This is a genomic window from Streptomyces sp. NPDC055025, assembly GCF_053608565.1.
Genome location: NZ_JBSGVS010000011.1, coordinates 106,803 through 119,566 on the forward strand (window position 1 = coordinate 106,803; position 12,764 = coordinate 119,566).

At 70.1% G+C, this 12,764-nt stretch carries 9 protein-coding genes and 1 tRNA gene; 1 reads left to right on the top strand and 9 read right to left on the bottom strand.

The window, feature by feature from the left end; all coding sequences use genetic code 11:
* Window positions 1-22: 22 nt before the first annotated feature.
* From ACWGDX_RS09755 to ACWGDX_RS09770, 4 genes are all read right to left on the bottom strand, one after another.
* On the bottom strand, window positions 23-811 hold the full coding sequence (locus ACWGDX_RS09755; protein WP_453623909.1) for a S16 family serine protease: 789 nt from the start codon (window positions 809-811) through the stop codon (window positions 23-25).
* Window positions 812-914: 103 nt separating this feature from the next.
* Window positions 915-1,556, bottom strand: coding sequence for an IclR family transcriptional regulator (locus tag ACWGDX_RS09760; protein WP_453623911.1), 642 nt, complete (start codon window positions 1,554-1,556; stop codon window positions 915-917).
* A 508-nt stretch (window positions 1,557-2,064) separates the two neighbouring features.
* A complete protein-coding gene (locus ACWGDX_RS09765; RefSeq protein ID WP_453623913.1) occupies window positions 2,065-3,852 on the bottom strand; it encodes a DEAD/DEAH box helicase in 1,788 nt (595 codons plus the stop codon).
* A 462-nt stretch (window positions 3,853-4,314) separates the two neighbouring features.
* Entirely contained in the window at window positions 4,315-5,850 is a 1,536-nt protein-coding gene (locus ACWGDX_RS09770; protein ID WP_453623915.1) for an MFS transporter, read from the bottom strand.
* A gap of 194 nt (window positions 5,851-6,044) precedes the next feature.
* Between ACWGDX_RS09770 and ACWGDX_RS09775 the strand changes: the two genes are divergently transcribed.
* Window positions 6,045-6,119 (top strand) — tRNA-Cys (locus tag ACWGDX_RS09775).
* Window positions 6,120-6,184: 65 nt separating this feature from the next.
* Here the strand turns inward: ACWGDX_RS09775 and ACWGDX_RS09780 are convergent.
* From ACWGDX_RS09780 to ACWGDX_RS09800, 5 genes are all read right to left on the bottom strand, one after another.
* On the bottom strand, window positions 6,185-6,865 hold the full coding sequence (locus ACWGDX_RS09780; RefSeq protein WP_453623917.1) for a hypothetical protein: 681 nt from the start codon (window positions 6,863-6,865) through the stop codon (window positions 6,185-6,187).
* A 98-nt stretch (window positions 6,866-6,963) separates the two neighbouring features.
* Window positions 6,964-9,306, bottom strand: coding sequence for a hypothetical protein (locus ACWGDX_RS09785; RefSeq protein ID WP_453623918.1), 2,343 nt, complete (start codon window positions 9,304-9,306; stop codon window positions 6,964-6,966).
* Window positions 9,307-9,319: 13 nt separating this feature from the next.
* Complete coding sequence (locus tag ACWGDX_RS09790; RefSeq protein WP_453623920.1) at window positions 9,320-9,745, bottom strand: hypothetical protein; 426 nt, start codon at window positions 9,743-9,745, stop codon at window positions 9,320-9,322.
* Between the two features lie 75 nt (window positions 9,746-9,820).
* Window positions 9,821-11,233 (bottom strand): type VII secretion-associated serine protease mycosin, encoded by a 1,413-nt coding sequence (mycP, locus tag ACWGDX_RS09795; RefSeq protein WP_453623922.1) that lies wholly within the window; start codon window positions 11,231-11,233, stop codon window positions 9,821-9,823.
* 38 nt (window positions 11,234-11,271) lie between these two features.
* Window positions 11,272-12,762, bottom strand: a complete 1,491-nt coding sequence (locus tag ACWGDX_RS09800; protein WP_453623924.1) for a WXG100 family type VII secretion target — start codon at window positions 12,760-12,762, stop codon at window positions 11,272-11,274.
* Between the last annotated feature and the right edge of the window lie 2 nt (window positions 12,763-12,764).

Genomic DNA, 12,764 nt, shown 5'->3' on the forward strand with positions numbered 1-12,764 from the left:
GGAAGGACGTCGCCGGGCGATGTCAGCAGCCCGGTACGTCGCCGCCCTGCTCCAGTGAGCGCAGGGCGGACACCGCGCCCTTGAGCGTGGTGACCGGGATCAGCCGCATCCCGCCGGGCAGCTCGGCGCGGGCGTCGCGGCACTCGGCCTTCGGTACGAGGAAGACGGTCGCGCCGTCGCGGCCGGCCGCCTGGGTCTTGAGGGACACCCCGCCGACCGCGCCGACATCGCCGTTGTCGGTGATGGTGCCCGTACCGGCGATGGTCCGGCCGCCGGTGAGATCGCCGCCGGAGCCGTCGCCGTCCAGCTTGTCGACGATGCCGAGGGCGAAGAGCAGCCCGGCGCTGGGACCGCCCACATCGGCGAGCTGGAGACTGACATCGACCGAGGCCGGGTCCCTGCGCAGATAGCCGAGCGCCGCCGTGGTCGCGGAGTTCTGCGACTCGACCATGTCCTGGACGTTGTGCTTCTCGATCTCCTTGTCGGACTCCCCCGAGGGATAAACCGCCTCGCGCGGCAGTACGGCCCGGTCCGCGCGGAACCAGCCGTCGACCACATCGCCGAGATCGACCTCGGCGGAGGGGCCCGTGGCCTCGATCGTGGTCATCCGGAGCTGGCCCTCGGTCGTCCGGGTGGGCGTTCCGTCGATGGTGATGACCTGCCTGCCCCGGTCGGTGCCGAGGACGTCCACGGTCATCCCGGGCTGCGCCACGGCGTACGGCAGCGGCGCGGCACCGACGACGGCGAAGAGCGCGACGATCGGCAGGGCGCAGAGGGTGAGGGCGCCGGGACGCGAGAGACGAGAGAGCACGGTGCCAATGTATCTGCCGGGAGGCGGGGCCGGTCCGTGCCTCCCGTACGGGACGGCGCCGGGCGGACACCCAGGCGCACCGAGGCCTCAGCGCACAGGCGCCTCAGCGCAGGGCGTCCGCGACTTCCCTGGCCGCGTCGACGACACGCGGGCCCACCCGTTCCGGTACGGAGTCGGCGAGCATCACGACGCCGACGCTGCCCTCTATCCCCGTCACCCCGACCAGCGCGGCGGCGGCTCCGCTGGCGCCCGCCTCCAGTTCCCCGTGGGTGAGGGTGCAGCGCGGCTCGGTGAGCGCGGTCCGGCGGGCGGCGAGGATCGCCTTGCCCGCGGCGCCCCGGTCGAGCGGATGGCGGAATCCCGCCCGGTAGGCGACGTGATAGTCCGTCCAGGTCGGCTCGACGACCGCGACGGCCAGGGCCTCGGCACCGTCGACGAGGGTGAGATGCGCGGTGGCGCCGATGTCCTCGGCGAGCGAGCGCAGCGCGGGCAGGGCGGCTTCCCGTACCAGCGGATGCACCTGCCGGCCCAGCCGCAGCACACCGAGGCCCACCCTGGCCCGGCCGCCCAGGTCACGGCGGACCAGCGCGTGCTGTTCGAGGGTGGCGAGGAGCCGGTAGACGACGGTCCTGTTGACACCGAGCTTGTTGGACAACTCGGTGACGGTCAGGCCGTGGTCGGTGTCGGCGAGCAGCTTGAGGACACGCAGTCCCCGGTCGAGCGTCTGGGAGGTCTCCGCGGTCACGACGCCGTCTCCCTTCGCTGCGCTCCGAGGCCGAGCTGCCACGGGGCGTTCACATTGCGGACAGTAGCGAGAGGCACCGCTGAGCGGAAGACCTCGTCCAGAATCCGGGCAGGGAAGGGGAGTTGATCCACCTTCGGGCCTGAAGTCGGCAGAATGGTGACTTGGAGTGATTACTCCCGCTATGTCAGGTGACCTTCACGGCCGACAACGGTGTCGGCGGGCGCCGCCGGGCGAGCGGCCCGTACCGCCGGGAGTCAGGCGCCCGCCCCGGCGGAAGTGCCAACGGCTCGCCCGGCGCGACCGGTTCGACGCGCCGGGGAAGGCGCACACGCCACCCGCGACGGGCGCGGCCCGGGTACGGCGCACGCGCCACCAGCTCCCCGTACGACCGCCCGACCGGTCCGACTCGTCGGGCCCCGTACAGCTCGCACGGCCCTCGTCCGGGCCCGTACGACTCGTACGGCCACTCGCCCGACCCCCGTCACGGCTTGCCCGGCCCCCGTACGGCTCAACGCATCCGGGTGGCCCACTCCTGTACCTTCGCGATCCGCTCCCGGATCTGTCCCGCCGTCGCCTCGGCGCTCGGCGGTCCGCCGCACACCCGGCGCAGCTCCGTATGGATCACCCCGTGCGGTTTGCCGCTCTGATGGACATAGGCGCCGACCATCGCGTTGAGCTTCTTGCGCAGCTCCAGCAGTTCCTTGTGGGAGACCACCGGCCGTCGCTCGGCGGGCAGTTCCAGCAGATCCGCCTCGGCGTCCGGCTTCTTGCGGCTGTGCGCGATCTGGCGTGCCTGCCGCTTCTGGAGCAGCATCTGCACCTGGTCGGGCTCCAGCAGTCCGGGGATGCCGAGATAGTCCTGCTCCTCCTCGCTGCCCGGGTGCGCCTGCATACCGAACTCGGCGCCGTCGTAGAGCACCCGGTCGAAGACGGCGTCGGACTCCAGCGCCTCGAAGGGCAGCGTGTCCTGCTCGCCCGTGTCCTCGTCCTGGAGTTTCTCGGCCTCCGCCATCTCCTTCTCGGACTCGGCGTAGGGGTCCTCCTCGCCGCCCTTCTTCGGCTTGTCGAGCACATGGTCGCGCTCCACCTCCATCTCGCTCGCGAACCCGAGCAGATTGGGGATGGTGGGCAGAAAGACGGACGCGGTCTCGCCACGGCGTCTGGACCGTACGAAACGGCCGACGGCCTGCGCGAAGAACAGGGGGGTCGAGATGGTCGTCGCGTACACACCCACGGCGAGACGCGGTACGTCGACGCCCTCCGACACCATGCGCACCGCGACCATCCAGCGGTCCTCGCCCGCGCTGAACTCGTCGATCCGGTTCGACGCGCCGGTGTCGTCGGAGAGGACGACCGTGGCCTTCGTACCGGTGATCTCGCGGATCAGCTTCGCGTACGCGCGCGCCGAGTCCTGGTCGCTCGCGATGACCAGTCCGCCCGCGTCCGGGATGCCCTTGCGCACCTCGGTGAGGCGCCGGTCGGCGGCGCGCAGCACATTGGGCATCCAGTCGCCGCGCGGGTCGAGCGCGGTGCGCCAGGCCTGCGAGACCGCGTCCTTGGTCATGGGCTCGCCGAGCTTGGCCGCGATCTCGTCACCGGCCTTGGTGCGCCAGCGCATATTGCCGCTGTAGCTGAGGAAGATCACGGGACGGACGACTCCGTCGCCGAGGGCGCTGCCGTATCCGTAGGTGTAGTCGGCGGACGAGCGGCGGATGCCGTCGTCGCCCTCCTCGTACGCCACGAAGGGGATGGGGTTGGTGTCGGATCTGAACGGCGTACCCGTCAGCGCGAGCCGGCGGGTCGCGGGCTCGAACGCCTCCAGACAGGCCTCGCCCCAGGACTTGGAGTCGCCGGCGTGGTGGATCTCGTCCAGGATGACGAGGGTCTTGCGCTGCTCGCACCGGTTGCGGTGCAGCATGGGCCGTACCCCGACACCCGCGTAGGTGATGGCGACGCCGTCGTACTCCTTGCTCAGCGGTCCCGCGCTGTAGTCCGGGTCGAGTTTGATCCCGATCCGCGCCGCCGCCTCCGCCCACTGCTTCTTGAGGTGTTCGGTCGGCGCGACGACGGTCACCTGCTGGACGACATGGTGGTGCAGCAGCCAGGAGGCGAGCGTCAGCGCGAAGGTCGTCTTGCCGGCGCCGGGGGTCGCGACGGCGAGGAAGTCACGTGGCTGCTCCTGGAGGTATCTGCCGAGGGCACCCTCCTGCCAGGCGCGCAGCTTGTTGGCGGTGCCCCAGGGGGCGCGGCCGGGGAAGGCGGGTGAGAGGTGGTGGGAGGCAGCGGTAGTAGTCACGGTCTCCGGTTCGGGCGCTCGGGGTGACGGGGCGCGTACGCGGTGGCGTACGACGACCGGGCCACCCTACCGGTGGGGCGGAGGGATCCTCGTACGAATGAGGCCGGGTGCGACGGGCGCCACATCCGTACCTCATGGACCGCCAAGGGTGCCATGAGCGAGGGGAGTTGCCCTGGTTCGCCCGCATTCGCCGGTTGTTCGGGCCGAGGATCGAGCGCTCTGTCATGGGGGCTGCGGGGCGGGGCCTGTACGGGCGGGGCCGTGGGGGCGGGGGCCGTGGGGGGGGCAGGTCCCGTACGGGCGGGGCCCGCGCGGGCAGGTCCCGTACGGGCGGGGCCCGCGCGAGCTGGGCCCTATGAGCGGGGCTCCTGCGACCGGGGCCCTGTGACCGGCGCTCCTGCCATCGCGTTCCCCTGGCATCGGGTCCGTACGCGACTGATCATCGCGTCCGTACGCGACTGGTCATCGGCTCCGTACACGAGTGGGCGCGGGTGCCCCGGCGGTCACCCGGGTGGTCACGCGCGTGGCCACCCACACCCCCGCCAGTGCCACCGCCGCCATGGGCAGGAACACCGCGGCGAAGGCCGCCGGGTGCGAGCCCGCCGCGCCGGCGCCGCTGACCGCCGAGGTGGTGTGGCCGCCCACCCCGCCGCCGCCCAGGGCCGCGAAGGCCGCGCCGCCCATCGCCAGCAGCAGGACGTTCGAGAGTCCGTCGGAGATCTGGAGCGCGGCGGAGTTCGCGCCCGCCTCCTCCGGAGCGGAGAGCTTGAGCAGCAGCACGCTCGTCGAGGCGATCACCGCGCCCATGCCGAGACAGCCGACGCCCCAGGCGACCGCGACGATCCAGACCGGGACGGACTCGATCAGCACGCTCGGCACCGTCGCGATGGCCGCGACGACGAGCACCATGCCGCCCGCCATCAGCCGCTCGCGGTGGGGCTCCATGCGCGGCCGGGACTGTATGTACGAACCGAGCGCCCAGGTCGCCCCGCCGAGCGCGAGCGAGAGCCCGGCCATCGTCGGCGACAGCCCGCGCTGGGTGACGAGCATCAGCGGTACGAAGCTCTCGGCGGCGATGAAGGAGCCCGCGGCCACACCGCGCAGCAGCACGACGGACGGCAGTCCGCGGGCCGCCCGCCAGGTGCCGCCGGGCAGCAGCCCGAGGACGGCGGGGACGAGCAGCGCCGCGCCGGCCGCGGCCGGGAGCAGGGAGAGCGGGCGCAGATCCTGCCCCGCGTACTGGAGCAGCCCGGCGCCCGCCGAGATCCCGAACGCCAGCCGGATCCTGCGCCGGTCGAGGGCGACGGGTGGCGCGGAGGGGTCGGCGGGCCCGGAGGCCATCCGCCGTATCGCGGGCAGGGCGAGCGCCAGCGGCAGCACGACCAGGGCGGGTATCGCGATGAAGACCCAGCGCCAGCCGAGATGTTCGGTGACGGTGCCGGAGGCGAGCGGCCCGACGACGGAGGGGATCACCCAGCTCGCGGCGAACGCGGCCATGATCGCGGGCCGCAGCCGCTCCGGATAGGCACGGCTGACGACGACGTACAGCGCGACGATGACCAGGCCGCCGCCGAGCCCCTGGACGGCACGGCCGGCGATGAACAGCCACATCGTGCCCGCCGTGCCCGAGAGCAGCAGCCCGGCACCGAAGGCGCTGATCCCGGTGGCGAGCGGCGCGAGCGGCCCGCTGCGGTCGGCCCACTGCCCGGAGAGCACCATGGCGAAGAGGCTGGTGGTGAAGTACGCGGAGAAGGCGAAGGCGTACAGCGCGACCCCGTTCAGCTCCCGCGCGGCCACCGGCATCGCCGTACCGACGGCGGTCGCCTCGAAGGCGATCAGCAGGACGACGGAGACGATGCCGATACTGAGGGCCCGGTGCGCGGGACCCAGGACACCACCCTGGTCGAGAGCCTCGCCGGAGGTCGGGAGTACGGCTGCCGGGACGGCGGCGAGGCCGGCGGGAGCGACATCGGCGCCGCCTGGTTCCAGGGTGGTCATGGACACAGCGTAAGGGCCGAACCCCTGTTTGATCCCTGTCATGGGGACTGATCCGGGCTGGGCCCTTGGTCGTACGACCATGAACGGAGTGTGGCAGTCGCGTTGCACCACCCCCACCCGCCTTGAGCCCGGCCCACCGCCGCTCTACGGTCGAGTAGAGCTACACAGAGACACGCATCACGCATGACGGACACGGCCGTGTGCCCGAGTGGTTCAGGGACTCGCCTGCAAAGCGAGTTACGCGGGTTCGATTCCCGCCACGGCCTCCAGATGTAACGGCTGCATGGTCGCCCCGGGCTTTCCGGGGCGACCATGCAGCCGTTATGGGGCAGTTCTATTCCGGCTTCGCCGCGGCCTCGGACTCGGACCCCGGCTCGGACCCCGGCTCGGGCTCGGGCTTCGGCTGAAGCACCACCGTCTGCGGCAGTCCCCCGTTGTTCTCGCATTCCAGCTTCTTCGCCAGGGCGAACGACGCCGCGTGCAGAACGGTGAGATTGTCCTCGCGTAGGGCCTGGGTTTCCGCCACCTTCCGTTCGCTGAGGCGTATGCCGCCCGAAATACGCGCGGGGTCCTTGTCCGAGCCGTCCAGTTGAGGGCTCACACACTCGAAGTAGAGCGTCGACCGCTCGGAACCGGCCACGGCCAGTTTCCCGAGCTCGTAGAACCGCTGGCTCGCCGAGTGGCCGCGGTCCACCACGTCATCCGGCTTGTAGAGGGCGAAGCTGACGTTCAGGCGCCCGGAGCCACGCTTTTCGCCCTTGATCCTGCAGAATTCTTCGGCGCCGTATACGTCCTGTCCGTCCGCGTAGAAACTCTTGAGCTTGGCGACAACCCTGTCCAGCGCGCCCTCACCGTTGCGCCAGAAGGATGTGTCGCCGACCGTGGTCTCCAGGGCGGCCACCACCGCGTCGTCGGAGAACACGGAATCACAGAGCTTCCCGGCATCGACGAAGAGAGGCTCCTCCTCGCTCTCACCGCCGCCGCACGCCGATACACCAAGGCAGAATGCCAGCATGACACCCACGGTTCGCGCGGTGTTCCGTGTCCTCACAGATCTCGCTCTTTCTCTTGTCTCGGCTTCTCTTGTCCAGGTCCTGTCTCAGCCGGTCTCGCTCAGCCGGTCTCGGGATCATTGCCCTGCTGGTTCTCCCGGTCATTGCCCTTCGCGTAACCGAGATCGACGGAGTCCTGGAGGTCTCTGCCGAAGTCACTGTTCATATCGATGCCGTACTGGTCACGGAAATGCCTCATGGGCGCCTCCGCACTCTGCTCACCCGCCCGGAACACGGTCGTCTTCTCCGCCCGGGTCAGCTCTTCGACGTCCTCTTTGTGCTTGTCGATGGCATTGTCCGACCAGTCACCGATGACCTGCCCCGCGATCTGCTCCAGTGCTCCACTGCCGGTGTCGACGGCGAGGGGAACCAGAATGGCCGCCGCTCCGGCCGCGGCAGCCGTGGCCGGCAGGAACGCCACACCGGCGGCGATCGCGGAGGTCGCCCCGAACTCGACCCAGGCGGACCGCTGCTGCTGTGCCTTCTCGTAGTCCTCGTGCAGCTTCAGGCCCTCCGCCTCGACCTGGTCGGCACGCGACTGGTCGAGCATCCCCTGAACCTCGGCGCCGACGCCCACCGCCGCCCGGGCCGCGCCCTCGTTGATGCGGCCATCCTGACCCACCTGGGCCTCCAGCATGCTGGTGGTGTAGATCCGCTCGGCGGTGGTGACGGACGCGTACGCGTCCGGGTGCTGCCCCAGAGCGCTGAGGAAAGCCCGGGCGTCGCCCCGGTCGAACCTGGCATGAGCCTCGGCGTTCCTGTCCGGGGCGAAGATACTGCCGTCCACGCCTTCTTCCAACGCCCAGTTGATGTCGTCGATATAGCCGGCTCCCATGTTGCCCATGCTGTCCGCCAGCGCCTCCTGGTGTTTGAGCAGACCCGCGTCCTGTCCGTACTTCTTGACGACGTCCTGCATGATCGCGGCCGATGTCTCGTCCCGGACGGCGTTCGGATCCGGGCTGTCCCAGGGATAGCCGAGTGTGGCGGACTCCAGGGCGTGCCCCAGTGCGTCCGGCATGTAGGACGTGGCCCGAATCGCGGCCTCGGTCTCGAAGCCGTCGATGTCGGGGAACGACTCGTACTCCTCGGTGGCGAAGTAGTCGAGGTAGCTCCCGATGGGGTTGCCGTCCTTGTCCTCACCGAGGTCCGGCGCGGCACTCGTGTTGACGGTGCCGTCCTCGTTGTAGGCCGTCGGCTCAGCGGAGAAGAACTGCCTCGACGCCTCCGGACTGTGCCCGAGCGCCTCCAGCATGCTGACGACCGGGTCGTAGCCGGATCCGTTCACACCCGACGGGTTGAGGGGATTCGCCGGTGTGGTGGTCATCCATTTCGAGTCGGCGAACATGTTGGGGTCCCTCTGGCGCAGCTGGACCACATGCTCGGCTATCGGGTTGAGGAACTTCGGGTCGTAGTTGCCGTATCGCATGATCCCGCCGAGGAGCTGATATCCGTACGGTGGATGCATGTCGTACCTGGTCAGCGGGATGCGCTCGGTACCGAGCCGACGCATGTCCTCGGACCACCGCTCCGTCCACGGGTCGTTGCCACCCGTGGGGTTGGTCGCGGTGGCCAGATTGAGGCCAAGGTTCCGCTGAAGCGCCTGGACGTCCCTGAGACGTTCCTCGTCGAGGTCGGAGTTGTCGTAGGTGTCGGCCGCCAACCGGCCGAAGAACTCCAAGGACCCTTCTGGGCCGAGGCCGTCGTAGAAGGTCCTGGAGAACTCGCGTGACGAGTGATTGTCCCTCAGAAGCTCATTGAGCTGCTGGAGTTCGGCGTGTGTGAGGTCTCGGCCCTTGTTGGCCAGGTCGATGGCGCGCTGTGCCTCCTCGGCGTCCAGGCTGTCGTACCTCGGCGCGCTGAAGTTGTGCTGATCGGAGGTGATGTTCGCCGTGAGCGCGTTGGCCGTGGCCACATCGGCGTCGTCGCACGTCTCCACGACGGCGTCGATACGGCGCTGCATCGCGTCGATCTCGCCGTTCTGGCTGCGGAGCAACTCGCTGAAATCAGGATCGTGGCGGGCCGCTTGGCTCTCCCCCAGCGGATACTGCGCCTCGACCCTGCCATGCGCGGTGACGACCAGGCCCTGAGCCGGGGCGTCCGTGTCCATGATCCTCTTGAGGTCGTCCTTGGCCTTCTTGAACGCCTCGTAGCCGTCGTGGAGAATCAGCTTGATGCCCTTGGCCGCCTTCGCCGCGTCGTCGAACTCCTTGGCGGTCTTGTCGACGAAGGGCTTGGTGACCTCGGCGTTGACGCCCCGCCAGTAGTCGTCCCTCGCCCTGGCCACCATGGTCGTCCGCGCGTCCTCGGCAAGCGTCTCCAGCTTGGTGGTCATCTCCGACCAGTCGTCCGCCGCCGTCTTCAGCTTGTCCAGCGGGGCGTGGTACACATCGTTGAAGGTCAGCATGATTACCCCGCGGCTACTTGAAGTACTCGTTTATCCTGGACGCCGCGAGGGCGGCCGTGATCTCTTGCTCTTCCCTTGCGTGCGACGCCGCGCTGTAGTCCAGATGGTTGGAGATATTCGCGCAGGCGTCGAGCAGGGTGTTGAGCTGCGAGTTCCAGGTGTCATGGACCGTTCGCATGGCGGCACCGGTACGGAAGCCGTTGACGGTCATCATCGTCGCCGCCTCGGAGGTACTGCCGCGGGCGTGACCGCCGTCGGAACGGAGCCTGCCGTGCAGCGCGTATGCCGCGCTCCCGATCTCTCCGAGTTTGTCCTGATTGACGCTCAGATCGGCACTGCTCCCGCCGGCCGATCCTTCGTCGGGAACTCTGTTCAGCCGCATATCGGTATTGGCTGTGGCATCAGTGCGGGCGGATGCCCACTCCTTGTCGAACGACATGGTTCCCCCGTTGTGAACCTATGAACTGATGGCTGGAATGGTCGAGATGACGGCTGGGACGGCGATGCGATTCCGTTACGGCTGAGGTGGGCCGTACGGCGGGTACTGCTGTGGTGACTGGTTCTGATTCGGCTGGTACCGCGGGTACTGCTGCGCCGCCCCGGGCTGCTGGGGCGGCGGTCCGTACTGCTGGGGCTGGTTGTACTGCTGCGGCTGCTGGGGCGGGTACGAGGGCTGCTGGTACGGGGCGAAGCCCTGGGTCGGGGGGTGCTGCGGAGGGGGGGCGGCGCGGCGGCGGGAGCGGATGAGGGGTACGGCGACGGCGGCGCCGATGAGCAGGGCCGCGCCGATGCCCAGACCGATCCAGAGCCCGGTGTCGCCACCGCCGGAGGACGCGGCGGCCGGGGCGGGCGGCTCGGTCCGGTCGCCGTTGCCCGCCTCCTGGGACTCCGGGGCCGAGGCTTCGGGCGAAGGCGCCGTGGAGTCGGCCGCCGCGAGGTCGGGGAGCGGGTACTCGTCGGCCGGGCCGGGGTCGCCGGGGTCGGTGAGGGCGATCCGGGGACGGACCATTCCGTAACCGACGTAGTCGTTCCGCTCGGCGCCGCTGGTCGGGCCGCCGGCGGTGTTGAGCATGACGCGCAGCACCTGGTTGTTCGTCCAGTCCGGGTACTTGGACCAGATGAGGGCGGCGGAGGCGGAGACGAGAGCGGTGGCGTCGCTGGTGCCGCTGCTGTCGCAGAGGCCTGTCTTGCCCGCGCAGGCGGTGATGATTCCCTCGCCCGGTGCGACCAGGTCCACCTCGGGGCCACGTTGGGACTCCGACGTGGCGTTCAGGTCCTTGCCGACCGCTCCGACGCCCACGGCGCCCGGTGTCGCCGCGGGGTACTTCACGCTGCCGTACTCGCCGTCGTTCCCCACACCGGCGAAGATGAGTTTCCCTTTGTCGAGCGCGTACTTCACGGCATCGCGGGTCGCGACGCCGTCGTAAGGACCGGCCCGCGAGATGTTGATGATCTTCGCTTCGGAGTCGGCCGCATAGCGGATCGCTCCGGCTTCCATCTCGTCGCCCGACCTGCCCGCGCCGAGGTCCACCCGGACGGGGAGGATCTTCGCCCCGGGCGCGAGACCGAAGGCTCCGTCTCCGCCATGGCTCTCGCCCGTGGCCGCGATCAGCGCCGCCATGCTCGTGCCGTGGTTACCGAAGTCGTCACGCTCGTTCCCCGGCCGCACGGAGAAGTCCTTGCCGGGCAGTACCTGCCCTTCGAGGTCGGGTGCGGCATCCACACCCGAGTCGATGACCGCGACCGTGACGCCCTCGCCCGTGCTGGTCTCCCACATCTGCTCGGCCTTCATGATGTCGAGGTGCCACTGTCTCGACCGGACCGTGTCGGCGTGGGCGGGAGTCGCCGCCACGCCCGCCAGCAGCAGCCCCAGAGAGCCGGATATGAGCACGTTCCACCGAGTGGTTCGGGTGCTGCTGGCGCGCATGTACGGTCCTTCTCACCGGATTCGGACAGGGGCGGGGCTCAGTCGATGACCGGCGGCACGATACGGCGACCGCCCTGCTGCCAGGTCTCTTCGTCTTCTGTCAGATAGTCGGGGCGCTGTCCGTCCTCGCTCTCGGGGCGGCGACCGCCCCGCTGCGTGGGATGCGGCACCATGCCCCCGCGCCCGGCCTGCGAGGAACGGCCTCCGCCGTCCGCCCCGGCGCCACGGACCAGGCCGGAACCACCGGGGGTGAAGGGGCGGGCGCCGGTCGTCCCGGGCTGCTGCGTGCGCCCGGCCACCGTCCCGCCGGTCTCACTCGCGAACCGCCGGCCGCCGGCCGTACCGCCCTGAGCGCCCATGGGGCCGCCCATCGCACCGCCGCCGGTCCCGCCGGCCATCGGAGGACGTCCGTGCATGGCCTCACCGCCCACGACCGTGCCACGCGGGATCCCGCCGGTGGGGCGGCCCGAGCTCGAAGGAGGCAGGGGCCGACCGCCGACGATGCCGCTGTCACGCGGCACACGCGCGCCCGGGGAACCGCTGGTGAGAGACCCCTGTCCGGGCAGCGGCGACACACGCCCACCGCCGCCCGAGCGCCCTCCCCCGGAAACGGGCGTGGCGGTGCCGCCGCCGAACACGGGCGGGATCACTCCGACCGGAGGCATGACCGTACCGTCGGGACGGCCTGTCGGAGGAACCACACTCGGTGTGCCGGTCGGCGGAAGCTGCGTCGGAGGCAGCGTGGCCACCCCGTCGATCTCCATGGCCACGGGAACGTCCCGCGTCGGCGACGGCTGGTAGGTACGAACCTCCGGGTTCACACCCGGCGTCACCGATCCCCGGGTCTCCGTGGCAGCGTGGCGAGCCGAGGCGACGGAGCCGTCAGACGTACCACTACCACCGCTCGTGTACCCGGTGGACCAGGACGCGTCACTGGAGCTGTCGATCTGTACATCCGGCACGAACGCCCCCGGCGGCGGCGGGAACACCGGTGGCTCCTGTGCCCCTATCACGAACGACGACAGTGAGTACGACTGCGCGAGCTTGTTCATCTGCTGAACGGCTTCCGCGTGGTCCTCGTTGAGCTTGGCCCTCGCCTCCGAGGCGATCGTCCGGGAATCGGGGTCGTTGCGGAACTCCAGTGCCGCTTCGAGGTTGCCCCGCGCCGACGCGTCCACCTGCGGGAGCCCGGCCTTGACCTCCCTGAGGGTCTGGGCCGCGTCGCCCATCCAGGTCGCGCCCACCGCGCTGTAGTCCGCCAGCAGCAGGGTGGCCTTCCAGGTCTGGTCGCCCCACTCCTCGAACGCCTCGCCCGCCCCGCCCCGCCAGTTCACCGAGGTGATGTACGTCTTGAGGTCCTCGCCGATGTCGCTGATGGCCGTCGCCGCTTCGGACAGCAGATCGGCGTGGCTCTTGAGCGTGTCAGGGTTCGCGGCGGCGATCATGTCCCGCAGTTCCTGATGCGTGTGTGCCTCGAAGTTGGTGGTGCTCCCCGCGGGCGATCCCCCGCCCCCGCTGTTCTCCAGCATGA

What these genes read in the sequence shown, in the direction of transcription:
- ACWGDX_RS09770 (WP_453623915.1), bottom strand. Translation starts at nt 5,850, where the DNA reads ATGACCACCCTGGAACCAGGCGGCGCCGATGTCGCTCCCGCCGGCCTC.
- ACWGDX_RS09780 (WP_453623917.1), bottom strand. Translation starts at nt 6,865, where the DNA reads ATGCTGGCATTCTGCCTTGGTGTATCGGCGTGCGGCGGCGGTGAGAGC.
- ACWGDX_RS09785 (WP_453623918.1), bottom strand. Translation starts at nt 9,306, where the DNA reads ATGCTGACCTTCAACGATGTGTACCACGCCCCGCTGGACAAGCTGAAG.
- ACWGDX_RS09790 (WP_453623920.1), bottom strand. Translation starts at nt 9,745, where the DNA reads ATGTCGTTCGACAAGGAGTGGGCATCCGCCCGCACTGATGCCACAGCC.
- mycP (WP_453623922.1), bottom strand. Translation starts at nt 11,233, where the DNA reads ATGCGCGCCAGCAGCACCCGAACCACTCGGTGGAACGTGCTCATATCC.
- ACWGDX_RS09800 (WP_453623924.1), bottom strand. Translation starts at nt 12,762, where the DNA reads ATGCTGGAGAACAGCGGGGGCGGGGGATCGCCCGCGGGGAGCACCACC.